19 protein-coding genes are annotated in these 22,739 nt (G+C 60.6%); 11 read left to right on the top strand and 8 right to left on the bottom strand.

Translation table 11 applies throughout. From position 1 onward, the window contains the following. Positions 1-100: 100 nt before the first annotated feature. Complete coding sequence (locus H6X51_RS12935; protein WP_185267901.1) at positions 101-760, top strand: response regulator; 660 nt, start codon at positions 101-103, stop codon at positions 758-760. Between the two features lie 14 nt (positions 761-774). Here the strand turns inward: H6X51_RS12935 and H6X51_RS12930 are convergent, their stop codons facing one another. Together H6X51_RS12930 and exaA are read right to left on the bottom strand one after the other, a co-directional pair. After that, complete coding sequence (locus H6X51_RS12930) at positions 775-1,470, bottom strand: pentapeptide repeat-containing protein (protein ID WP_235991334.1); 696 nt, start codon at positions 1,468-1,470, stop codon at positions 775-777. A 76-nt stretch (positions 1,471-1,546) separates the two neighbouring features. Then, complete coding sequence (gene exaA / locus H6X51_RS12925; RefSeq protein WP_185267900.1) at positions 1,547-3,415, bottom strand: quinoprotein ethanol dehydrogenase; 1,869 nt, start codon at positions 3,413-3,415, stop codon at positions 1,547-1,549. Between the two features lie 385 nt (positions 3,416-3,800). Here exaA and pedF point away from each other — a divergent pair, with 385 nt between their 5' ends. The 8 genes from pedF to H6X51_RS12885 all read left to right on the top strand — a co-directional run bounded on the left by pedF (position 3,801) and on the right by H6X51_RS12885 (position 12,178). After that, positions 3,801-4,238, top strand: a complete 438-nt coding sequence (gene pedF / locus H6X51_RS12920) for a cytochrome c-550 PedF (RefSeq protein WP_185267899.1) — start codon at positions 3,801-3,803, stop codon at positions 4,236-4,238. 158 nt (positions 4,239-4,396) lie between these two features. Then, positions 4,397-4,468 carry a pyrroloquinoline quinone precursor peptide PqqA gene (pqqA, locus tag H6X51_RS12915; protein ID WP_063607997.1) on the top strand — a complete coding sequence of 24 codons (72 nt, stop codon included), beginning with the start codon at positions 4,397-4,399 and terminating at the stop codon, positions 4,466-4,468. 68 nt (positions 4,469-4,536) lie between these two features. Then, positions 4,537-5,448, top strand: a complete 912-nt coding sequence (gene pqqB / locus H6X51_RS12910; RefSeq protein ID WP_185267898.1) for a pyrroloquinoline quinone biosynthesis protein PqqB — start codon at positions 4,537-4,539, stop codon at positions 5,446-5,448. A gap of 25 nt (positions 5,449-5,473) precedes the next feature. After that, positions 5,474-6,211: a pyrroloquinoline-quinone synthase PqqC gene (gene pqqC, locus H6X51_RS12905; RefSeq protein ID WP_221627345.1), complete on the top strand. Its 738-nt coding sequence runs from the start codon at positions 5,474-5,476 to the stop codon at positions 6,209-6,211. Then, positions 6,208-6,486 (top strand): pyrroloquinoline quinone biosynthesis peptide chaperone PqqD, encoded by a 279-nt coding sequence (gene pqqD / locus H6X51_RS12900; protein ID WP_185267896.1) that lies wholly within the window; start codon positions 6,208-6,210, stop codon positions 6,484-6,486. Before pqqC ends, pqqD begins: the two co-directional genes overlap by 4 nt. Beyond that, on the top strand, positions 6,458-7,618 hold the full coding sequence (gene pqqE / locus H6X51_RS12895; protein WP_185267895.1) for a pyrroloquinoline quinone biosynthesis protein PqqE: 1,161 nt from the start codon (positions 6,458-6,460) through the stop codon (positions 7,616-7,618). Before pqqD ends, pqqE begins: the two co-directional genes overlap by 29 nt. Beyond that, positions 7,584-9,467 carry an alpha/beta hydrolase family protein gene (locus tag H6X51_RS12890; RefSeq protein WP_185267894.1) on the top strand — a complete coding sequence of 628 codons (1,884 nt, stop codon included), beginning with the start codon at positions 7,584-7,586 and terminating at the stop codon, positions 9,465-9,467. Before pqqE ends, H6X51_RS12890 begins: the two co-directional genes overlap by 35 nt. A gap of 110 nt (positions 9,468-9,577) precedes the next feature. Next, complete coding sequence (locus H6X51_RS12885; protein WP_185267893.1) at positions 9,578-12,178, top strand: insulinase family protein; 2,601 nt, start codon at positions 9,578-9,580, stop codon at positions 12,176-12,178. Positions 12,179-12,224: 46 nt separating this feature from the next. Here H6X51_RS12885 and H6X51_RS12880 read toward each other — a convergent pair whose 3' ends face one another. The 3 genes from H6X51_RS12880 to H6X51_RS12870 all read right to left on the bottom strand — a co-directional run bounded on the left by H6X51_RS12880 (position 12,225) and on the right by H6X51_RS12870 (position 14,867). Then, positions 12,225-12,641 carry a group II truncated hemoglobin gene (locus tag H6X51_RS12880; RefSeq protein WP_185267892.1) on the bottom strand — a complete coding sequence of 139 codons (417 nt, stop codon included), beginning with the start codon at positions 12,639-12,641 and terminating at the stop codon, positions 12,225-12,227. A 67-nt stretch (positions 12,642-12,708) separates the two neighbouring features. Then, positions 12,709-13,710 carry a helix-turn-helix transcriptional regulator gene (locus H6X51_RS12875; RefSeq protein ID WP_185267891.1) on the bottom strand — a complete coding sequence of 334 codons (1,002 nt, stop codon included), beginning with the start codon at positions 13,708-13,710 and terminating at the stop codon, positions 12,709-12,711. A 29-nt stretch (positions 13,711-13,739) separates the two neighbouring features. Next, on the bottom strand, positions 13,740-14,867 hold the full coding sequence (locus H6X51_RS12870; protein ID WP_185267890.1) for a PcfJ domain-containing protein: 1,128 nt from the start codon (positions 14,865-14,867) through the stop codon (positions 13,740-13,742). 137 nt (positions 14,868-15,004) lie between these two features. On the opposite strand from H6X51_RS12870, the gene H6X51_RS12865 reads away from it, so the two are divergent. Then, a complete protein-coding gene (locus tag H6X51_RS12865) occupies positions 15,005-15,595 on the top strand; it encodes a hypothetical protein (protein WP_185267889.1) in 591 nt (196 codons plus the stop codon). A 15-nt stretch (positions 15,596-15,610) separates the two neighbouring features. Further along, complete coding sequence (locus H6X51_RS12860; protein ID WP_185267888.1) at positions 15,611-16,531, top strand: DnaB-like helicase C-terminal domain-containing protein; 921 nt, start codon at positions 15,611-15,613, stop codon at positions 16,529-16,531. 190 nt (positions 16,532-16,721) lie between these two features. On the opposite strand, the gene tpx is transcribed toward H6X51_RS12860, so the two are convergent. The 3 genes from tpx to H6X51_RS12845 are packed head-to-tail and all read right to left on the bottom strand — an operon-like array spanning position 16,722 to position 22,676. After that, a complete protein-coding gene (gene tpx / locus H6X51_RS12855; protein ID WP_185267887.1) occupies positions 16,722-17,222 on the bottom strand; it encodes a thiol peroxidase in 501 nt (166 codons plus the stop codon). A gap of 31 nt (positions 17,223-17,253) precedes the next feature. Then, positions 17,254-20,973: a translocation/assembly module TamB domain-containing protein gene (locus H6X51_RS20340; protein WP_185267886.1), complete on the bottom strand. Its 3,720-nt coding sequence runs from the start codon at positions 20,971-20,973 to the stop codon at positions 17,254-17,256. Next, positions 20,970-22,676 carry an autotransporter assembly complex protein TamA gene (locus H6X51_RS12845; RefSeq protein ID WP_221627343.1) on the bottom strand — a complete coding sequence of 569 codons (1,707 nt, stop codon included), beginning with the start codon at positions 22,674-22,676 and terminating at the stop codon, positions 20,970-20,972. The genes H6X51_RS20340 and H6X51_RS12845 overlap by 4 nt, the downstream gene beginning before the upstream one ends. Between the last annotated feature and the right edge of the window lie 63 nt (positions 22,677-22,739).

The following is a 22,739-nucleotide window of genomic DNA, read 5'->3' as shown; positions in this document are numbered from 1 at the left end:
GGGGGTGTAGCGCGCCCGCGCTACGCCGGCTCTCAGCGGGCAGGGAGATCTGTCGTCGAGCAGGCGCTCGACAACCCGGTATTTATGGGAGTTTCGGGGCATGCATATTCTGTTGCTGGATGATCACTTCATTGTCAGGCAGGGCTACCGCAGCCTGCTCGCGGCGCAGTATCCGCAGGCCGGCATTCTCGAAGCGAGCGATGGCGAGGAGGCACTCTCGGCAGTCCAGCAGCGGGTGCCGGACCTGGTGATCCTCGAGGTCAGCCTGCCCGGCATCAGCGGTATCGAAACCGCCCGCCGTCTGTTGCAGCGCTGGCCGCTGCTGCGCATCCTGTTCTTCAGCATGCACGATGAGCTGCCGCTGGTGCGCCAGGCCCTGGCGGCCGGCGCCATGGGTTTCATCACCAAGGGGGCGGGGCGGGAGGTGCTGATCGAGGCCGTGAAGCGCTGCCTGGCTGGTCACCGCTACATAGAGCAGGAGCTGGCCATCCAGCTTGCCTGTTCGGCGGATGACAGCAGGCTCGACCCGCGCCTGGAGTGCATGACGCCACGCGAATTCGAGATTTTCGTCATGCTTGCCAAGGGGCTTGCGCCACGCCAGATAGCCCATCACCTGTGCCTGAGCAGCAAGACCATCTCCAACAACCTGACCAGCTTGAAGCAGAAGCTCGATCTTACATCGCTGACCGAACTGGTCCATCTGGCCATCGATACCGGCGTGATCCGCCTGCACGGCCTGGCCGAGCGGCAGGTGGGTTGAACCTGCCACTTGCCTCACTGGGCCCGAGGGCTGAGGTGAGCTTCCCAATCCACCGGGCAGTCGGTGCAGTTGGTCATGTGCATATTCAGGTAGGTGCCGTAGTGCAGGCGGGTGCCGGTCATGATCGCCGACTCTAGGTTGGCGTGGTTCATCTTCGACTCCTGCAGATTGGCATCGCTGAGGTCGGCGCCCTTGAGGTCGGCCTTGGGCAACCAGGCCATTTCCAGATTGGCGGCACGCAGTATCACATCGTGCATGCGTGCTGCGCTGAAGCGGGCGAATTCCAGGTTGGCCCCGGTGAAGTCGGCCTGCCGGAACTCGCCACCCTGGGCATTCAGGTTCCAGGCCTGGACCGCGACAAAACTGCTGCCGACGGCGCTGGCACCGCGCATGGCGGTCTGTTGCAGGCTGGCGCGGTTGAAGTTGGCACCGTCGAGTCTGGCGTTATCCAGCTTGGCCTGGTCCAGTTTGGCATGCCGCAGGTCGGCACCGCGCAGGTCCGCACCGGTGAAATCCGCCTTGCTCAGGTCCTTGTGGCGCAGATCGGCCTGGCGCAGGTCCACTCCGGGGCAGGCGGTGCCGCGTACCAGCGCACAGCCATTGATGGTGACGATATCTTCCTCGGCAACATCAGCCACCTGGGCCTGCAGTCCCAGGCTGAATAACGCCAGGCCGGACATCAGCAGCATGTGGGGTGTCAGTGGTTTCATGGTTGGTACCTCTGTCTGTGATTCATGCCGTTGCGCCAGGCTGAGCCTGGCGCAACGCGGGTTAGTGCATTCCCAATCAGCGCTTGGCTGTCTGTTCCCAGGAAGGCAGCTTGAATACCCAGAACGAACCACCCTGGGCGACCGGCTTGGTCAACTCGGCCATATCGCCGCCCCACAGTGGAACCGCACCGCCGTAACCGGTGGTGACGCCGATATATTGCTCACCATCCTGCTCCCAGGTGATCGGCGGGGAAATGATCCCGGTGCCGGTCTGGAATTTCCACAGCTCGCTGCCGGTCTTGGCATCGAACGCCTTGAAGTAGCCGTCGCCGGTGCCGGTGAACACCAGGTTGCCAGCGGTGGCCAGCACGCCTGCCCACAGCGGCAGCGGCTCCTTGTGTTCCCATTCCACCTTGCCGGTGGTCGGGTTCATGGCCCGCAGTATGCCGACGTGATCGTCATACAGGCGCTTGATGCGAAAACCCATGCCCAGGTAGGCCGAGCCCTTGTTGTAGCTGACTTCCTCGGTCCAGTAGTCCTCCTTCCAGTGGTTGGCAGGCACATAGAACAGGCCGGTGTCCTTGCTGTAGGCCATCGGGTTCCAGTTCTTGCCGCCGAGGAAGGGCGGCGATACCTCGACCGCTTCGCTGCGCTCCTGGCCGGGTTGCAGGCGCGGCGGACGTTGGCCTTCGTTCTCCACCGGGCGACCGGTTTCCAGGTCGATATGGCTGGCCCAGGTGATGTTGTCGACGAAGGGGAAGGCGTTGGTCAGCTTGCCGTTGTTGCGATCGACCACATAGAAGAAACCGTTACGGTCAGCGTGGGCGGTAGCCTTGACGGTCTTGCCCGACTTGTCCTTGTAGTCGAACAACACCAGCTCGTTGTTGCCGGAGAAGTCCCAGGCATCGTTGGGCGTGTGCTGGTAGAACCACTTCACCTCGCCGGTAGTCGGGTCCACGGCCACCTGGCCGGAGGTGTAGAGGCTGTCATAGTCGGAAGGATTGCCGTCCTCGGAGGTCCTTGCCCAGCCGTTCCATGGGGCGGGGTTGCCGGCACCGACAATGATGGTGTTGGTTTCCGGATCGAAGCTTGCACTCTGCCATGGCGCACCGCCACCCTGGCTCCAGGCCTCGACCTTGCCGGTGGGGGAGTTCGGGTCGTCCGGCCAGGAGGGTGCCTTGATATCGCCGGTGGGGGTGCTGTCCTTGCCATTGAGACGGCCCATGTGTCCTTCGACAAAAGGCCGCATCCAGATTTCCTTGCCGGTATCGGGATCACGGGCGAACAGCTTGCCGACCACGCCGAACTCATCACCGGAGGAGCCATGGATCAGCAGGGTCTTGCCGGTTTTCTGATCCTTGACGATGGTGGGGGCGCCGGTCATGGTGTAGCCGGCACGGTGGTCACCGAACTTCTCACGCCAGACCACTCGACCAGTGTCCTTGTTCAGGGCAACGATGCCAGCATCCAGGGTGCCGAAGAACACCTTGTCACCGTAGATCGCCGCGCCGCGGTTGACCACATCACAGCAGGGACGGATGTCGTCGGGCAGGCGGTGGGAGTAGCTCCACAGGCGCTTGCCGGTCTTGGCATCCAGGGCGAACATCCGCGAGTAGGAGCCGGTGACATAGATCACGCCGTCATGCACCAGCGCCTGGGACTCCTGGCCGCGCTGCTTCTCGTCACCAAAGGAAAAGGACCAGGCAGGCGTCAGCTTGAAGACGTTCTGGTCGTTCACCAGGCTCAATGGGCTGTAACGCTGGGCGTTGTTGCCCATGCCATACATCAGCACATCATGGGTGGTGGTGTGATCATTGGCGATATCGTCCCAGGTCACTGGTTTGGCCGCCACATGGGATGCGCTCAGGGCAAGCCCCGCCGTGAGGATAAGGTATCTGACAGCCCGGGCTGCGGGCCTCATGGCAGGAAGTGTTTTTGTTGTCATGGCAGTGTTCCTTGTTGTTGGAAGAGGGCAGCATTGCTGGTCCACGCCAACATCTTGGTCAGGGCAGGGAAGGGGCGAAACGGAAAATAACCCGTAGTTGGCGGGAAATAGTCCCTTGCGGATGCTCCTTGGGATGGCTACCGCAGAACCGCTACTTCAGGATGAGAGAAACACTGCTTTGGCATCTGTTGCCATTTCGATGCGCTCATGTCAGCTGCGCATTGCCTCGCCGCTCCGGTGCAGACCCACTCCTCCATGTGCTTACTACCAAGGAAGCAAATCTGAACCACCAAAGCAGCATTGGGGAGCAAATGACGCCTTTCTATGATGCTTGCCAACACCCGAATAAAAACTATCCGTGATCACACGGCCGCGAGGTAAGCAGATGACAGAGTACAAGAAAACACTGAAATGGGCTGCCATCAGCCTGGTGATGGCAGCCGGCCAGGTCTGGGCGCACGGTAATGTAACCCCGCAAGCAGTGGACACCAAGGGACTCGACAAGCTTGGCGAAGAGTGGCTGGAGTCCAATCCTTACCGTGAAGGTCATCCGCAATACGAGACCGCCGTGACCATCGGTGCTTCTGCCTATAACCAGAACTGTGCTGCCTGCCACGGCCTGGACGGCATATCCGGGGGCATCAACCCGGATCTGCGCTACCTGGAGACCGGCGATTACGGCGATGAGTGGTACAAAGAAAGGGTCGTCAACGGGGCCGTGCGCGACGGGCGGGTATACATGCCGAAGATGGCCGACTTCCTCAGCCAGGAAGCGCTATGGGCGATCCGCGCCTGGCTGGAAACGGTTGCCATAGAGCAGTAAGGCGCCGGTCTGGCGACCGGGAGAAAGTCGACAAGGGCCCACCTGGCTCCTATGGTAAAGGAGGCTTGCCTATGTAGCATCTTGTGGTTCAAGTGCTTAACCGGGTCTGTCGGCAGGTGCCGCCTGGCTCGATCGTCAACCCACCGGAGGATTCAACCATGTGGACCAAACCCAGCTACACCGACCTGCGCATTGGTTTTGAAGTCACCATGTACTTCGCCAACCGCTGAGCGCAAACGCGCCGTCTGGCCGGTTGCCACACTGAACCGGTCCGGCGGCCGCATCCGGGGGCCATGCCATGCTGATTCATATTCTCGGTTCTGCTGCTGGCGGTGGTTTTCCGCAGTGGAACTGCAACTGCCGCAATTGTGATGGTCTGCGCAAGGGAGAGATCAACGCCCGGCCGCGCACCCAGTCCTCGATTGCGCTCTCCGACGGTAGCGGCAACTGGGTGTTGTGCAACGCCTCGCCGGATATCCGTACGCAACTGGAACAGACGCCGGTACTGCAACCGGGCCGCCAGCTGCGCGACACCGCCATCGGCGGCATCATTCTGATGGACAGCCAGATAGACCACACCACGGGCCTTCTGACCCTGCGTGAGGGCTGTCCCCACCAGGTCTGGTGCACGGAGATGGTGCATCAGGACCTGACCACCGGCTTTCCGCTATTCAACATTCTGGATCACTGGAACGGCGGGTTGCAGTGGAACCCCATAGAGCTGGATACGGATTTTACCGTTCCGGCCTGCCCGGCTCTGCACTTTACCCCGGTCCCGCTGCGCAGCGCCGCGCCACCCTATTCACCGCACCGCAACAATCCGCATCCCGGTGACAATATCGGTTTGCTGGTGCGTGATATCAACACCGGCGGGGTGCTGTTCTATGCGCCCGGCCTGGGCCAACCCGGCAGCCAGGTGCGCGAGGCCATGGCCGTGGCCGATTGCCTGCTGGTTGACGGCACGCTCTGGCGCGAGGATGAAATGCTCCACGCCGGCGTGGGCACCAAGCTCGGCAGCGAGATGGGCCATCTGCCGCAGAGCGGGGAGGGCGGCATGATCGAGCTGCTCAGTGCCTACCCCGACAGCCGGCGTGTGCTGACCCATATCAACAATACCAACCCGATTCTCGATGAGGATTCGGCCGAGCGCGCCGAACTGGCACGTCTCGGCATCGAGGTCGCTCATGATGGGCTGGTGATCAGTCTGTAAGGAGAGCAATGTGTCAGCTGAACCGATGAGCCGCGCGGCGTTCGAACAGGCCCTGCGCGACAAGGGGCGTTATTATCATATCCATCACCCGTTCCACATCGCCATGCATGAAGGGCGCGCCACTGCACAGCAGATCCGCGGTTGGGTCGCCAACCGTTTCTATTATCAGCTGAACATTCCGCTCAAGGACGCGGCCATCATGGCCAACTGTGATGATGCAGTCGCGCGCCGCGAGTGGCTGCAGCGGATCATCGATCATGACGGCAGCGCCGACGGCCAGGGCGGTATCGAAGCCTGGCTGCAATTGGGTGAAGCCGTGGGCCTGAGCCGCGAGGAACTACTCGACCAGCGCCATGTACTTCCCGGTGTGCGCTTTGCCGTGGATGCCTACGTCAACTTCGCCCGCCGCGCCGGCTGGAAGGAAGCCGCCAGCTCATCACTGACCGAGCTGTTCGCCCCGCAGATACACCAGTCGCGCCTGGACAGCTGGCCGGAGCACTACCCCTGGATCGATCCGCAGGGTTATCGCTACTTCCGCACTCGCCTGAGTGAGGCGCGCCGGGACGTGGAACACGGCCTGCGCATCACGCTCGACCATTACCGTACATTGGAGGCCCAGCAGCGCATGTTGGAGATCCTGCAATTCAAGCTGGATGTGCTCTGGAGCATGCTCGATGCCATGTCGATGGCCTACGAACTGGAGCGGGCGCCATACCATACAGTCACCGACCAGCCCGTCTGGCACCGGGGGATCAGCTTATGAACATGCCACTATCGACTAGCGTGCCGGCGCTGCGGCCGGGCTACCGAATGCAATGGGAGCCGGTTCAGGACTGCCATGTGCTGCTCTATCCCGAGGGCATGGTCAAGCTCAATGACAGCGCCGCCGAGGTGTTGAAGCGGGTCGATGGCCAGCGCTCGGTCGGCGAGATCATTGCCGAACTGCAAACCTGTTTTCCATCCGCAGCCGAACTGGATGCCGATGTCCTGGCCTTTATCGGGGATGCCCATGAACAACACTGGATCCGTTTTCGCTGACAGCCGGCCCCGGCCGGAGCAGGGACCACCCCTGTGGCTGTTGGCCGAGCTGACCTACCGCTGCCCGCTGCAGTGCCCGTATTGCTCCAACCCGCTGGAGTTCGCCGAGCACAAGCAGGAACTGAGCACCGCACAGTGGATCGACGTACTCAGCCAGGCGCGGGCGCTCGGCGCGGCCCAGCTGGGCTTTTCCGGTGGCGAGCCGCTGGTGCGCGATGATCTCGCCGAGCTGATTGGCGCGGCGCGGGAGATGGGCTACTACACTAACCTGATCACCTCCGGCATGGGGCTGAATCAGGCGCGTATCGAACAGTTCCTGGAGGCCGGGCTGGACCATATCCAGATCAGCTTCCAGGCCTCGGACGGCGAGGTCAACAATATGCTGGCCGGCTCGCGCAAGGCCTTCGAGCAGAAGCTGGCGATGGCGCGGGCGGTCAAGGCCGCCGGTTACCCCATGGTGCTCAACTTCGTCACCCACCGGCACAATATCGACCAGATCGACAGGATCATCGAGCTGTGCCTGGCGCTGGAAGCCGACTTCGTCGAACTGGCTACCTGCCAATACTACGGCTGGGCACACCTGAATCGCGCCGGGCTGCTGCCGACCAGAGCGCAGCTGGAACATGCCGAGGCGGTAACCAACCGCTATCGGGCGCAGCTGGCTGAGCAGGGCCATCCGTGCAAGCTGATCCTGGTCACTCCCGACTATTACGAGGAACGCCCCAAGGGCTGCATGAATGGCTGGGGCAACATCTTCCTGACCATCACCCCCGATGGCACGGCCTTGCCCTGCCATAGCGCCCGGCAACTGCCGGTGACCTTTCCCAGAGTCAGCGAGTACAGCCTGGCGCATATCTGGTATGACTCCTTCGGTTTCAACCGCTATCGGGATGATGACTGGATGCAGGAGCCCTGTCGCTCCTGCCCGGAAAAACACCAGGATTTCGGTGGCTGCCGCTGCCAGGCCTATATGCTGACCGGTGATGCGACCCAGGCCGATCCGGTGTGCAGCAAGTCGCCGCATCACGGGCTGATTCTCACGGCCCGGGCCGAGGCCGAACAACCCCAACCGGGCATAGAGGAGCTGACCTTTCGCAATGAACGCACCTCCAGAATCATCTGCAAGGGCTGAGCTGGTGGCCGGCCACTGGCCCAGCGACTTTTCCGCTGCCGATGCGGTAGCCGCCGCTACCGACTACGCCGACCTGATCTGCGACGAGCAGCGGGTGCTGTGGGTGGAGTTCTTTCCGGGGGAGGGCGCCAGTGCCGCTGTCGAGTGGACGCCCAGGGGCACACGACGGCTGACCCCGGCAGGCTACAGCGTGCGCAGCCGGGTCTACGAGTATGGTGGTGGCGCCCTGTGCCTGGTCGGCGACGGTCTGGTGTTCGTCAACGAGGCCGACCAGCAGCTCTATCGCCAGTCATTCGATGATTCGATCTGTACACAGCTGACCTGCGCCGCCGACTGTCGGTACGGCGGCTTGCTGTTCGACCCGCTACGCCAGCGCGTTATCGCGGTCGAGGAGCAGCATCACGCCAGCGAGGTGATCCACCGGCTGGTGGCGATCGACCTGCACGGCCAGCGGCAGGGGCTGGCCGAGGGTGCGGACTTCTACAACAGTCCTTGCCTCAGTCCGGATGGCCGGCAACTGGCCTGGATCGAATGGCAACGTCCCGCGCTGCCCTGGACCAGCAGCACGCTGTGCCGCGCCGAGCTGGACAGCCATGGGCTGCCCGGCAAGGTCGAACGGACTGGCAAGGATGAGTCGCTGCAGCAGCCGCTGTTCAATGACCGTGGTGAGCTGCTGTGCCTGACCGACAGCAGCGGTTACTGGCAGCCCTGGCGCCAGGCTGCCGACCGTACCTGGCAGTTGCTGCCATCGCCGGCTGCTGATCACGCCCCGGCGCCCTGGCAGCTCAACCCCCGGCACTATCTGGCCTTGCCTGATGGCTGCCTGGCCGTGGGCTGGAGCGAACAGGGTTACGGTCGTTTGGCCCAGCGCCACAGCGAGCGATCTGAGCAGCAGCGGCTGGCCGAAGGCTATACGCGCTTTCGTGCCCTGGCACATAACCGCAACGGGCTGTTCTGCCTGGCTGGCTCGCCCGAATGCAGCGCCGCAGTCCTGCATATCGCCCTGCCCAGCGGCAAGGTCAGCGTACTGGCTCAGGCGCCCAGCGCGCTGGCGCCGCAGGATATTTCCCGGCCCCAGGCCATCTGCTACCCGACTGGACAGCAGGAGATCGCCCACGGCTTTCATTATCCACCGTGCAACAGCAAGGCAGTGCTGGCGCCGGGGCAGCGACCACCGCTGGTCATTTTTACTCACGGCGGCCCGACCTCGGCCTGTTACCCGGTGCTGGACAACCGCATCCAGTTCTGGACCCAACGCGGTTTTGCCGTCGCCGATCTGAATTATCGCGGCAGCGTCGGCTTTGGCCGTGACTATCGGCAGCGGCTGCAGGGCAACTGGGGCGTGAGCGATGTCGAAGATGTACTGGCGGCCATCGACCACCTGGCCCTGCGTGAGCTGATCGACCCGGATAGGGTATTCATTCGCGGCCAGAGCGCCGGCGGCTTTACCACACTGAATAGCCTGGTCAGCGCTAGTGGACGCTTCCGCGCAGCCGCCAGCCTGTATGGGGTGAGCGATCCGCTGCAACTACGGGCGGTGACCCACAAGTTCGAGGCCGACTATATCGACTGGCTGATCGGCGACCCCCGTGTGCAACCCGAGCGCTACCAGCAGCGCTCGCCACTGGCGCAGGCGGCAGCCATCAGCACGCCGGTGATTTTCTTCCAGGGTATGCGCGATGCGGTGGTGCTGCCGGCGCAGACCGAGCAGATGGTGGCGGCGCTGGAAGAGAATGGCGTACCGGTGCAATACGTCAGCTTCGATGAGGAGCGCCATGGTTTTCGCCAGCCGGGCAACCTACAACAGGTTCTTGAAAGTGAATTAAATTTCTATCACAACTATTTGTAACTTAAGGATTTAAATAGAAGGCTGGGCGCTACTTTTTTTCGGGGTGTAGCGCCCCCGCGCTACGCCAGGGCCCCCGCAGCCACGCAAGACTCCGGAGATCAACACACCTCATGCAACCCTTGGAACTACCACGCCTACCCAACGACGGCCGGCACTACCAGCTCTACACAGCGTCCAACGGACTGCTCTGCCTGCTGATCAGCGACCCGGCAGCCGATGCCGCCAGCTGCGTGGTCCAGTTCCGCGTGGGCAGCCACGACGAGCCGCAACATCTCCCCGGCCTGGCCCACCTGCTCGAACATATGTTGTTCATGGGCTCGGCTGCCTACCCGCAGGCCGGCTCGTTCCCGCAGTTGGTAAGCGAATGGTCCGGCCGTTTCAACGCCAGCACCGCCGCGGAGCGCACCCGCTATCACTTCAGCGTCAACCCGGCCGGGCTCGATGTCTGCCTGGCGCAACTGACCGATATGCTGGCCGCGCCGTTGTTCGAGGCCGAGGCGGTGGCCGCCGAGCGCCAGGTGATCGATGCCGAGTTTCATACCCGGCTGGCAGATGACGCACTGCACGAGCAGGCTGTCCTGGGGCAGGTATTCAATCCAGCTCATCCCCTGAGCCGCTTCAGCGCGGGCAACCTGGCCAGTCTGGACCTGGAGCCAGCTGCCCTGGCGCAAGCGCTCAGGCAGTTTCACGGCAAACATTACCGAGCCGCCAATGGCTGCTTGCTCATCCATGCGCCGCAGCCCATGCAACAACTCCTGTTGCTGGCCAGGCAGATGGATGACCGCCTGCCGGGGACGGCACCCGTGCCGGGAGCCAGCGCCGGACCGCTGTTCGACCCGCAGAGCCTGCCCGGGCTATTGCGCTGGCAAAGCCCGGCTCGGCAGGAACAATGGTTGCTGCTTTTCGCACTGGATGAGGCGCATAGCAACGAGGCTGCCAAGGCCCTGCGCTGGCTGTGCGAATGGCTGGCCAGCCCAGCCTCGGGCGGAGCACTTGGCTGGTTGCGGGCGAGGGGGCTGGCCGCCCGGTTGAGTGTCAGCACTCAGCGTTATGCCGGCCAGCAAACCCTGCTGCGTATCGAACTCGAGCCATTGCTTGGGGACAGCGACTACCCGGCGCTGCTCGACGGCTTTTTCGGCTGGCTGGCGGCCTTGCGGGCGACACCGATACAGCACTGGCCCCAGGCTGCCCGCCAGCAACTGGCCGACCAGGCCTTTGCCAATGGCCCGCAGGGTGAACCGCTGCGCTGGTTGACCGCGCTGGCCGAACGCACGCTATACGAGCCGCCGGAGCAGATCCTGGAATGCACCGGGCAGTGGGCGAAGATCTCCGCGCAGGCCTGGCATGGGTTGTTGAAGCAGATGCAGCCAGACAGGATGCTGCTCGGCCAACGCCAGAGCGTCAGCACGGCCCTGGCGCAACGGGCGCCCTGGACGGATACCCGCTTCACCTTTGAACGATTGAGTTGGAAACCAACTGCAGGCGCGAGCAATATGCTGGCGGAAGTGGATTGGCCGATATGGACTCTCAGTGCGCCGGAGGCAGGTGCCAGTGTCGACCGCCACTGCTTGCCCGGCTTGCGCACAATAATGGTTCCAGACGCGCAAGCAACAGCCGTGGGGCAGGGCAGGGAAACCACCCGTTTTGCCTGGTGCTGGCCCGAAGGTTTGCATCGCTCCGAGCGGGACAAACTCAAGGCCTTATGGTCCCTGCAGCTCGAACCACTGGGCAACTGGGCCGATGCCTGCGGTATCAGTCTGTCGTGGCAGGACCAGGCAAGCCTGATCTCCCTGGAACTGCAAGGCCCAGGCGAGCCACTGCGGATAGGCGCAGCCGCGGCATTGGCAGCGCTGACCCGGCCGGCCGAAGCGGCCCAGCAGCGCCTGGCCGAGCATCATCACAAGAACAACCTGAACGAACGTCACCAGGCCTTGCCTGCCTACCGTTTACTGGATGAGCTGGACCAACTGCTGAACCCGGCGGGCAACGAGCCCCGGAACGCCGCCGAGGCCGCGCAATCGTCACAGGCCCAGATGGCCTGGCTATACCCACAAAGCTGGCAACCCGAACACCTGGCCCCCATGACCGCCAGCCTGCAAAGGCTCTGCCCGGAGCTGACCGAGGCATTCGATTGGCAATGTCCAGCAGCAAGGCGCCTGGGGCAGGGCACCGAGATCATTCAGGTCGATTGCCAGCACGCAGACCGGGCGCAGATCCTCTATTGCCAGGCCAGCTCCAGCGACATACCTCAACGCGCCGGCTGGCAACTGCTGCAGCAGCACATCAGCGCATCCTTCTTCGATCAGTTGCGCACCCGCCAACAGCTCGGCTACTGGGTCGTGAGCCGCTACCACGAAGTGGCCGGAACACCCGGGCTGATCCTGCTGGTGCAGTCACCGACACATGATCACCAGCAGATTGAGTTCGCCATCACCTCCTGGCTGGAAAGCGAGCACAAACGCCTGAAAGAACTGCCCTTTGAACAGATACGACGCCAGGCACAAAGGCTGGCGGATCACCTGCGGGAACAATCCGCTTCGCCCACCGGCCAGATCGAGCTGTACTGGGCACGTGGCCTAAGCCTGCCAGGTGCGGCGCTGGGTGAACAATGCATCGCTCTGGAACAATTTACCCGGGAGTCATGGGAGGAGGTGTTGCACGACTGGCTGAGTCTGCCGAGGCGCTTGCATCTGTTCAGCAGTCCTGCTTAGAACATGCCCGTCGGGACACTGGAGTCCGTCGAGCGTTGTTTCCTGATCAGGGCTTGCGCTGTACAGCAACCACGCGTTCAGCCGGAACACGCAGTTGGCGCAACAGATACTCCCTGAACTCCGGCGTATAAGGCTGCAACTCGATCGCCTGGGCCATGCAGCCCAGCCAGGCATCCCGTTCAGCTTCGCCGATCGGCCAACTGGTGTGAAACATGGGAATACTGATCTGCCCGTAGCGCTCCTGGAACAGCTTGGGACCGCCGAGCCAGCCACTGAGAAAACACGCCAGCTTGTCCCGTGATTCGGTCAGATCGTCCTTGTGCATCTGCCGGATGGTACGGGCAAGTTCCCAAGTGTCCATGATCCGATAGAAATCATCCACCAGACACCTGAGCCCCTCAATGCCGCCGGCGGCCTGGTAAGAGGCGTCTTTGGTGCCGTAGAGAGGTGGTTGCGTAGACATGTTCATTTCCTTCTGGATCGTGTAAGCGGATATTCTAGCAACAAAGAAAGAAGAAGCTCATACATGCTCAGAAGCTGTACTTTTCGGCCTGTTCTCGAACAACCTCACGCATCCAATTGCGTAGCTCATCCGGCTTGAGGATCTCCACCTGAGTGCCTTGGCTGAGTAGCCAGCGGCGCAGTTGCAGGCTGTCCAATACATCAGCTTTCAGCTGGAAGCATCCAGCCATTTTGGCATCGACCCTGATTTGCTGATTATCCGACAAGGGCGTTTCATGTAAATGTTCAGCCAACCAGCGATCAATGCGTAACTGCAGGCAAATATGCTTATCTTCGACCTCTGGCCAGAGCATCGCGCCCTCATCAAGGTAATCATCAATCTTGAATTCGGGGAAGGCGCGTACTGTCTCATCCAGTACCTGCACCTCGGTGTAACGGTGTAAGGCGGTAATCCGGATATCGTCGTACTCGTAGAAGCGGCAGATCAAATATAAAACGTGCCCCTGCTGGACCAGCCCGTAGGGGTGGATGATGCGCTCAGGTATACCCTTATAATTGGCGCTGATTTGCCGGTTTTGCAGCAGAGCTTGGTAAACACCTTCCACGGCTTGGCCATCTACCGTCGGGGGCTGCAATACTTGCTGCGGTACGATACGCACCTTGTCGATCCAGCCCTGATATTGTCTGGAATCCTGCCCATTCAGCAGGGCTTTCGCTTCTTGATGGAGTGGCTCCAGATACGCAATGACATGCCCAGGCAGTAGAGGCTGCAAATGCTGAACAGCCATCGCCAAGGTCAACGCTGCCGAGTTCCCCATCAGGGGTAAGGATATATTTTGAGTATTGCGCAGAAACGCCCAGCCAAGACCGGCCTTTCCTCGGCCTTGGGGAGTATTTTGTATCAACGGAAAATGCGTTGATAGCATCTGCAGATCCCGTTGAATGGTGCGCAGGCTTACTTCATGCCCAGCATCTGCCAGTCGTTCACGTAGTTGCTGAGTGCTGATAAATTGCGGTTCGCGAGAAATGTGGCGCAGCAATAGCAGCAAGCGCAAGGACGGGTCTGTCATATTAACCTCTAGATATTTTTGCCGTTATGCTACCAGTCTGGCAGGTAGGTATGCGACTGAGCATGCTCGAACCAGTCCTGTACCTGTCGCATTGAGGTCTCGTCTGGTATCCGGTTGTCCACCCCTCGAACTTGATTGAGCCGCCAGCCCCCTGATGTAGATTTTATGGACACCGTCAGGCGCTGCTTCCCGTAATACCTGTAGATGAAGTATCTCTTTCCGGCGACGTAACTGGCGTATCTGACAACGCAATGCTGCATCTCCTGCCCTTCCTGGATGAACTCCACCCAACTGACCAATGGCTGCACGATATGGTTGCCCGGGAAAGGCGGGGTAGGGAAGTCCCCCAGAACTTGTTGACAATCCACGGCGGATTTCAATCGCCTCCGGCGCTTGATTTGCGGCTGCATACGGGCATAAAGAATTTGCAGGTCAGATAGGCTCTGGATTTTCCGGAAATGTCCTAATGGGATTTGAGTCGCAAGGCAAATGTTCAATAGCTTGCGTAGATGTGCCATTTCCCAAACTCCGGTTTGTGGACCGATGAGATTCAACAGCCCCGGCCAACTATAGCCGTCGTACAGTGCAAGAAATAAAAACTGCTGCATGTTGGGGTGTTGGATGTGCAGCAAGGTAGATAAATGCCTGTGATTACGTAGCACCACAGGAATATGTCTGAAGTCGGGATGAAACCGAAATTCAAGCGTGGCGCGTGCCAGAAGCCTCGCGACTGCCGGACGTGCGGGTAGATCCAATTTTCGCAGAATCAAGGTGCGTTTTTGCATCACCGTCATCTTGAAGTATTCTAACGGCCACTGCTGTTGTTCTGCATGATCAACCACCAGAAGAAATAGAAACGGGGCCGACAAGGCTAGCTCCATGGCGGCTTGGGATACCAACATGGATTGCAGCAACTGAAACTGTTTCAGGGGTACGGCTCGTGCAATGTCCAACGCAGCCTGCGGTATTTGCGTCCAAGCTGTTGAGGAAAGAAGGAGCTGTAAAGGCAAACCGGGAGGCTGCAGAAAGCCACCGTCGCCGACGACTTTGCCGTACTCATCCCGTGTTTGCCAAAACAGGGGAAGCTCATGCTCGGGAGCGTTGATATGCAGGGTCAGAGGGTAACCGACCTGGGTAGTGAAATCGATACAGTACATCTGAAATCCATACATGAAAGGGTGGGGTTAGAGAATTATTTCAGGATTAAACGACAGAAATTGACGCTTTAGGGTGGCATCGTTAGTAAAAATGACGGTCCCATAGATACAAGAGTTTCAAGGTTATAGGGGAAAACATGAATTACTTCGCGAGATTTGAAAATATTGATGGCGACCTTTTCAGGTTTGACACAAGAATATATTTGAATGGGTTTGATCCTGAAAGAGAAAGTGTCTGCGTTGGTGCTATGGTAGGAAAGAATCCTGGCTCAGCCACACCGAAAGTTCTGGGTGAGCTAGCGCCTCTAGAGTTGAATCGCGACAAAATGCTACCTGTAGTTAGGAACCGATTTAACGAAGCCTATAGGTTGGCCGGAAAACCGCTCCCCTTAAATGCATTTGTTCGAGTCTGGAACTTATTTTATATTTGCGATCCTGTTTTGGATTCTGCAATTGAAAAAGCTGCTAAATTTCAAGTGTTGCCTCTGTGTAGTACTGAAAATGAAGTTGTTCCTGTTATATGGTACGGATGGGGTGGGGACGACCAGAGAATCTTGTCTTTTAAAGAGAGGTTTCTCGACAGAGGCAGTAACGTGCAGTTTTTTTATGACCATCGTAGGAAAGAAGTGATAGCGCAAAAGCCAACCGCAGGCTTTTTTGCTCGGCACACTCAAGGCATGCCAAAAAAACCAATTATAGAGCATTTGATAACTATAGTTCAAAGTTGAGTAGGGCTGCTTTATATGACTATATGGGGCGATGAGAAAGGATTTGAAGCATCATCTAATGATGGTGGGCCTATATTGCTGAAGGACATTCTGCTTAGAGTGTCATATAACCGCCAAAGAGGTTCGCGGCAGACCGGGCTGGACACCGGCTTCGATGACTTGAACGCAATGACCAGGGGACTACAGCCGGCAGAACTGATTGTTATCGCAGGTCAACCAGCGATGGGCGCAACGACCTTCGCGATGAATATCGCGGAAAACGCAATGCTCCACGACAAGACCGTCCTGGTGTTTTCATTGGATCTGCCCGCGGAGATGTTGGCGATGCGTATGCTGGCATCCATCGGGCGTATCGATCTATTCAGGTTGTATGAAGGCAAGCTGGATGCTGATGAGCAGGAGCGGGCAGACTCAGCCGTATCAGCGATGCAGAACTGCAGTCTTTATATTGACGATTCTGCTATCAACCTTGCCGAAATACGCTCCCGCTCCAGATATGTAGCATGCAAAAACGATGGGATAGACTTAGTCATAGTGGACAATCTCCAGCAAATACTATGCAGGGAAGATCGCTATAAAAATAAAAAACGTAAGTTGTCAGAAGTCTGTCGGACACTCAAATCCCTGGCTCAGAAATTCAATTGCCCGGTAGTTGTTTTATCAGAAATGGAGCACTCGCTTGAGATTACTCAAAGACGTCCCATCCTTTTCGATTTAAGTGAGATGGGCGTGAGCGAGCGAGATGCGGACATGATCGTGTTTGTTTACCGAGACGAAGTGTACCACCCGGATACGGAAGATAAAGGTATTGCCGAGATCATTGTTGCTAAGCAGCGGAATGGACTCATCGGCACAGTACGTATGATGTTTAGGGGGTGTTATTGTCGTTTTGAAAATTTGCCATACGGCCACTATGGCAGCCACCGATCTGGTTGAAGGGCATCTATAGAGAAATACAAAATTTAACATAATATAGATTATGCGAAATAACGTGACGAGTGATGGAGCGAGCTGGGACTGTTCTTTATGTACGCAGACTTCGTCTAAAGCAAGATTATGGTAAGTAGATAACGGCATGCAGGCGTGCCTCATCGGAGACACGCCTGTACGTCATTTCAACCGCTGCTTAGCTCAACGCCGCCAAGGCCTTGTCATAATCCGGCTCATTGCCGATCTCGGAAACCAGCTCGCTGTGCAGCACCTTGTCGTTCTCATCCAGCACCACCACCGCGCGTGCAGCTAGGCCAGCCAGCGGACCGTCTTCGATCGCTACGCCGTAGTTGCGAATGAATTCCGCGCCGCGCAGGGTCGACAGGTTGGTCACGTTCTCCAGGCCTTCGGCAGCGCAGAAACGGCTCTGGGCGAACGGCAGGTCCGCGGAGATGCACAGCACGGCGGTATTGGGCAGGTTGCTGGCCTTGGTGTTGAAGGTGCGCACGGAGGTGGCGCAGGTCGGGGTGTCGACGCTGGGGAAGATATTCAGGATCTTGCGCTTGCCGGCGAAGGACGCCAGGCTGACGTCGGACAGGTCCTGGCTTACCAGGGTGAATGCCGGGGCGCTGTCGCCAGGCGCGGGAAGTTTGCCGCCAACGGTGACCGGGTTGCCGCGCAAAGTAACATTCGACATGTGAAACTCCTTTCAGTCTTGCAGTGAGGCATCAAAAATCGATGCGGTAGAAAAAGTCCAGTGAGCTGGCCAGGCCGCCCACGGCTTCCAGATACAGGCGCTTGGTCAGGTCGTAACGCAGCGCCAGTTGGTTGGCCTGTTCGAATACCCCTACACCATAGCGCAAACTCAGTTTTTCGGTGATGTATCCGGTCGCCACCACGCTGGTGGTCAGGCCGCTGCCTTCGGTATCGAGCTGGAAGTCTTCTATACCCAGCGAGCCGGCGATATTCTTCGCCAGCGGTGTGCTGCCGGCCATGCCCAGAGCCAGTGCCGCCTGGCCCAGCAGGTTGCTGTCACCGCCATCGGCGCCCAGCGGACGGCCGAGTATCAGATAGGCCAGCGCCTGCTCCTGGGCCATGGTCGGCTCGGAGAACACTTCCGATACCGGCGCATCAGCCGGACCGGTCAGGCGCAGCCCGGCGATCACGTCATCCACCCGGCGGATGGCTTCGATATCCAGGTACGGTTTGCTCAGCGGGCCGGCGAACAGGATCTGTGCCCGGCGCAATTCCAGCCGCTGGCCATAGCCGCGGAAGCGGCCGTCGAGGATGTTCAGGTCGCCGGTGGCGGTCATGTTTTCCCTGACCTGCAGCAGCCCGCTGAGACGTCCGGTCAGGCCGAAACCGCTGAAGTGCAACTGGTCGCCGATGGCCAGACGTATATCGGCGCTGATGCCCATCGGCAGCCCCTCCTCCACTTGCTCCTCGGCTCCGACGATCTCGGCATCGGCCGATACCCTGACCGCTGCGGGGGGCAATTCGCGGACGGTGATCTCGCCTTCGGGGATGGCGATGGTGCCGGTGAGCCGGAGGTTGTTGTCGGCCAGGCCGATATGTAGATCGGGGCTGGCCAGCAGATCCGCGTAAGGGTCGACGTGAATCGGCAGGTCGTTACCGGTCAGTGCGATATCCACTGCCAGCGATGGCGCCCAGGCGGCGGTGCCGGCCAGTCTGCCCTGCCCTGCGCCGCTGCGCCATTGGCCATCGATGTTAGCCTGTTGCCCGCTGATGCCGATCAATACCTGCAATTGCTCGAAACTGACTGGTAATTCGGGACCACTGACATGACCATCGCGCAGGCGGATCTCCCCCTCGACCTGGGGTTCGGTGAGAGTTCCGCGGAGCACGCCGTTGCCGACCAGATCGCCGCTGAGGGTGTCCACCTGGGGCAGGAACGGCCGCAGGATATCCAGCTGTACATCGCTCAGGCGATAGCTGCCTTCCAGGCGCTGCTCGCCGCTGGGGTCGGTGATGTCGGCCTGGATATCAAGGTTGCCGAGGCCACTGCTGAGCAATTGCAACTGGGTGCGTGCGCGCCTGGGGTCGAGCTGCGCGCTGAACTCGAGGGTTTCATAGGGCAGTTGCAGGTCCTGCTCGGCGTTGCTGACGCTGATCTCGCCATTGCGGCTGCTGACCAGCACATTGGCGGTCGGCTGGGCCCCGGCGCTCTGGCGGAAACTGGCATCGGCGTTCAGGCTGGCATCCCAGGTGAAGTCCTCGGGAAGCCAAGGCTGCAGGGAAGCCAGCGGGAAATCACTCAACTGCACATGCAGCTGCCGATCGGGCATCAGCCGCTGTTCGCCATTGAAACACAGCCGGCTATGCAGATGGCTCCAGCAGTGGGCTCCCAGCCGCAGGTCACCATTGGCCAGCCGGTAGCTCAGCGCTGCCGGCTCATCCAGTTGCCAGAGCATCTCGTCGCTGGCGATGCTGCCGGTACTCAACTGACCTTGCCAACGTTCATCGGTCAGGCGACCGGACAGGCGGCTGTTGAGCTCGACGATACCACCCTGCAGGTCGATGGCCAGGCGATGGGACGCCTTGTTACCGTCGGCGGACAGGCTCAGGTCACCCAGCCGGGTATCGCCGCTGCGCAGCCGGCTGGCTGTCAGATTCAGGGTGACGGGCAACTGGTCATTGAGGGTGAGGTTGCCGTCCAGTGCCAGTTGCGCCAGGCCTAAGTCCTCGTACCCTACCCGCTCGCCCCGCAGGTCGATAGTCAGTTTCGGTGCCTCAGCCGAGCCTGAGGCAAGTGCTGTACCACTCAGGCTGCCGGCCAGGCCCGGCCACAGGGTACGCAATTGCGGCAGTGCAATGTCGAAACGGCCCTCAACCGTATTGCCCCAATAGCCGGCACCGCTGATGCGGTTTTCCCCCTGGCGCAGCAGCAGGTCGTTGACCTGCCATTGTTGGTCATTGCCCGCCAGCGCACCGGACAGGGCCAGCGGCTGGCCGCGCAGTGTGCCACTGAGGTCCCAGCCGGCGGAGAGCTGCAGGTCATCATCGCGCAGGCTGCCTTCGCTGTTGATCGGACCGCTGAGCGAGCCGGGCAATTCGGCAACGAATACTCTCGGGTTGAGCTCCTCGAGCAGCAGGCTGGCATTCCAGCTGACGCCCTCCAGCAGACCGATGACAGCCTGGCCATTGAGGCGACCGTTGTCGGTAGTCAGGGCCAGGGGGGCGATGGTGATTTCTTCTGGTGTGCCCGCCAGCGACAGGCTCAGCTCGGCGGTCTGCTCCGCTACCCCGGTCAACTGCGCCTGCAGGTCGGAACTGAAGCGTTCACCATGCACCTGGGCCTGCAGCCCGAGCTGCTGTATTTCCAGCGTCCCGATATCCTGCGGGTACAGCCATTGCCAGGGGAACTGCTGCATGGCCAGTTCGGCCTGTGCCGCCAGTTCCTCACTCCAGTCGGCTTCGGCGGACAGACGCAGGTCCCGCTCCGGCTGTTCTGTCACCCAGAGCTGCAGGTTGACTCCGGAAACGCCTGTGGTCATCGCCTGTCCGCGCAGGCTCATGCTGACGTTACCGCCCTCGCCCGGCAGATTGCCGCTGGCCTGCATGGCGATGCCGTCCTCGAGGTTGCCATCCAGTTCAAGTACCAGGTCGTTGAGCGTCAGGCTCGGCGGTAATGACTGCAGTGCCAGGAAAGACTCGCCGCGCCAATGCGCCTGCAACGGCAGCTCCGCCTGTAGTGGATGGAGACTGGCGGTCAGTACGCCGGGCAGATAGCCACTGCTGCGCGCCTCCAGTTGCAGGTCTGCGGCGCTGCCGCCGATACGGGCCTGCAGTTGCCAGGGGCGCTCATCCATGGCCGGCAATTGCACATCGGCGAGAATGCGCAGGGGCCAGTCACCGATCATGCGCACGTCCCCTTCCACATCCCATGTCAGGTCGGGTCCGGTGCCGCTGAAGCGGCTGATATGCAGGTGGTCGCCACTAGCCTGAGCCTGCAGCAGGATATCGCTGAGCAACGCCTGCTGGTCATCGAGCCAGACGCTGCCGATACGCAGCTGCTGCAGTTGGATGCCGACCGGCAGCTGTAGGCTTGGCAGGCTGATGTCCTGTCGTGGCTCGCTGGGGCTGTCATCCTCGCTGGTGAGGATGCTGATGCGCTCGGCGCTGAGCAGATCGATGCAGACCCGCTTGCCGCGCAGGCAGCCGGGTGACCAGGCGAACTGCAGATCCTCGACCGTGACATTGATGCCGGTGTCGCTCCAGCGCAGGCTGGAGAAGCGCCATCCCTGCCACAACTGGCCGCCGGTGAAGTCGAGTTGCAGGCGCGGCTCCAGTTCCGGGGCCTTGTTCATCAGCCAGCGGTTGAACGCCTCGTTGGACAGCAATGCAGCCAGCAGCGCGACCAGCAACACAGGTACCAGCAGCAGGATCAGCAGGCCGCGCAGCAGGGCCTTGAGGAAAAAACGGCTCACAGTTCGGCCCCCATGGAGAAGTGGATACGGAAGCCCTCATCCGGATCGCTCACCGACCTGGCCAGGTCCAGGCGGATGGGCCCGACCGGGGAAACCCAGCGGATGCCCAGGCCGGCACTGGTCTTCATCGGGTCCTTCCAGCTGTCCACGGCATTACCATGATCGACAAAGACCGCGGCACGCCACTTCGGCTTGAACTCGTACTGGTATTCGGCACTGGTCGCCAGCAGGTAGCGGCCACCGATGCGGTCGCCGGTCTCATCGGTAGGAGCCAGGGTGCGATAGTCGTAGCCACGCACGCTCTGGTCGCCACCGGCGAAAAAGCGCAACGACGCTGGCACACTGGCAAAACCATTGCTGGCTATCCCCCCGGCCTGGGCGCGGGCCAGAAAGCGGTGGTTGTCCCACAGGGTATACAGGCCCTTGGCGGACATGTTCAGCCGGACGAAATCGATATCCGAGATGATGCCTTCCTTGGCACCCTGCAGGTCCATCATCAGGCTGTAGCCGCGGCTGGGGTCCATGCTGTCATCACTGATGGTGCGCTGGAAGCCGAGACTGGGGATCAGCAGTGTGCTGTGGCCCGAGTCGTTACCCAGCGAGTAGCGCTCCTGCTCCAGGCGCAGGCCTATGCTGCGGTTCCAGCCATTGTCCAGCCGCCGCTGGAACAGACCACCGACGACCAGGCTCTCGCTTTCGGTGTCGTCGATGTCTTCCCTCTGCCAGCCGGTAAAGAAGCGCAGGTGACTGGATTGCGGCGGTGTCAGTGGGATCTGGTACCAGGAGGAAACCTTCTGTCGTGGCCCCGACAGCTCCAGCTCTGCCCCACGGCTGTGGCCCCGGGAGTTGAGCCAGTGTTGGGTCCAGTCAGCCTTGGCGCGCGGGCCCACGTCAGTGGAGAAACCACCGCCAAAGCCCAGGGTATGTTGGTTACGAGCCTTGAGGTTGACCTGCACCGGGATCTCGTTATCCACCGCCAGGTTCGATGGCGCCGACACCTGAACCGTTTCGAAATAGCCGCTGGACAGCAGCTCGCGGTTGAACTCCGCGACCAGGTCCGCATCGTAGGGCACCCCGGGGCGAAATGGCACCATGCGTTGCAGCAGGTCCGGATCGAATGGTGTCTCGGAAAAACTGACCTCACCCAGCCGGTAGCGCTCACCCGTGTCGTAGCGCAGGATGATGTCGGCCAGGTACTGATCGACATCGATCAGCATGCGGTTCTCCAGGAACTTGCCGGAAAAATAGCCGTAGCGCAGCGCCTGGTTCTCCAACAGCGTCTTGGTATCTTCGTAACGGCCATGGTGCAGCTGCGCGCCGGGCATCAGGTAGCGGCTGCGCGGGATGCTGAAATACTCGGTGTCACGCCCGGGACCGGTGATATCGAAGGTCACCTCATCCAGCCGCACCGGTTCGCCCAGTGCCACCTCCAGCACCAGGACCGGTTCGCTCTGTGCGCCGGTGACGCGCGGCCTTACCCGGGCGTGGTAGTAGCCGAGAGCCTGCAATGCGCTGAGCGCCTGCTCGCGACTGGAACGCGCCAGGCGCCACATCGCCTGGTGACTGTCCGCTGAAAGCGTGCCTATGTAGGCTTCGATATTGCGCTTGGCCGCGTCATTGCGTGGTTCCACCCTGACTTCCAGTTCGGCGCGCGCCGCCGTGGCAAGCAGGAGCAGTACCGACAGCACAAAAAAACGGACCATATTCTCTTCCAGCAACTAAGGGGTCAGGCGCGCAAACAACGGACCTGCAGGGGATGCTAACAT

This window comes from Halopseudomonas xiamenensis, assembly GCF_014219065.1.
GTDB classification, from domain to species: Bacteria; Pseudomonadota; Gammaproteobacteria; order Pseudomonadales; family Pseudomonadaceae; genus Halopseudomonas; species Halopseudomonas xiamenensis.
The sequence above is the reverse complement of the archived record's forward strand: the minus strand, read 5'-3'. Positions and strand labels throughout refer to the sequence as shown.

Excerpts from the sequence above, each read along its gene's own strand:
- H6X51_RS12935 (WP_185267901.1), top strand. The coding sequence starts at position 101 with ATGCATATTCTGTTGCTGGATGATCACTTCATTGTCAGGCAGGGCTAC.
- H6X51_RS12930 (WP_235991334.1), bottom strand. The coding sequence starts at position 1,470 with ATGAAACCACTGACACCCCACATGCTGCTGATGTCCGGCCTGGCGTTA.
- exaA (WP_185267900.1), bottom strand. The coding sequence starts at position 3,415 with ATGACAACAAAAACACTTCCTGCCATGAGGCCCGCAGCCCGGGCTGTC.
- pedF (WP_185267899.1), top strand. The coding sequence starts at position 3,801 with ATGACAGAGTACAAGAAAACACTGAAATGGGCTGCCATCAGCCTGGTG.
- pqqB (WP_185267898.1), top strand. The coding sequence starts at position 4,537 with ATGCTGATTCATATTCTCGGTTCTGCTGCTGGCGGTGGTTTTCCGCAG.
- pqqC (WP_221627345.1), top strand. The coding sequence starts at position 5,474 with ATGAGCCGCGCGGCGTTCGAACAGGCCCTGCGCGACAAGGGGCGTTAT.
- pqqD (WP_185267896.1), top strand. The coding sequence starts at position 6,208 with ATGAACATGCCACTATCGACTAGCGTGCCGGCGCTGCGGCCGGGCTAC.
- pqqE (WP_185267895.1), top strand. The coding sequence starts at position 6,458 with ATGAACAACACTGGATCCGTTTTCGCTGACAGCCGGCCCCGGCCGGAG.
- H6X51_RS12890 (WP_185267894.1), top strand. The coding sequence starts at position 7,584 with ATGAACGCACCTCCAGAATCATCTGCAAGGGCTGAGCTGGTGGCCGGC.
- H6X51_RS12885 (WP_185267893.1), top strand. The coding sequence starts at position 9,578 with ATGCAACCCTTGGAACTACCACGCCTACCCAACGACGGCCGGCACTAC.
- H6X51_RS12880 (WP_185267892.1), bottom strand. The coding sequence starts at position 12,641 with ATGTCTACGCAACCACCTCTCTACGGCACCAAAGACGCCTCTTACCAG.
- H6X51_RS12875 (WP_185267891.1), bottom strand. The coding sequence starts at position 13,710 with ATGACAGACCCGTCCTTGCGCTTGCTGCTATTGCTGCGCCACATTTCT.
- H6X51_RS12870 (WP_185267890.1), bottom strand. The coding sequence starts at position 14,867 with ATGTACTGTATCGATTTCACTACCCAGGTCGGTTACCCTCTGACCCTG.
- H6X51_RS12865 (WP_185267889.1), top strand. The coding sequence starts at position 15,005 with ATGAATTACTTCGCGAGATTTGAAAATATTGATGGCGACCTTTTCAGG.
- H6X51_RS12860 (WP_185267888.1), top strand. The coding sequence starts at position 15,611 with ATGACTATATGGGGCGATGAGAAAGGATTTGAAGCATCATCTAATGAT.
- tpx (WP_185267887.1), bottom strand. The coding sequence starts at position 17,222 with ATGTCGAATGTTACTTTGCGCGGCAACCCGGTCACCGTTGGCGGCAAA.
- H6X51_RS12845 (WP_221627343.1), bottom strand. The coding sequence starts at position 22,676 with ATGGTCCGTTTTTTTGTGCTGTCGGTACTGCTCCTGCTTGCCACGGCG.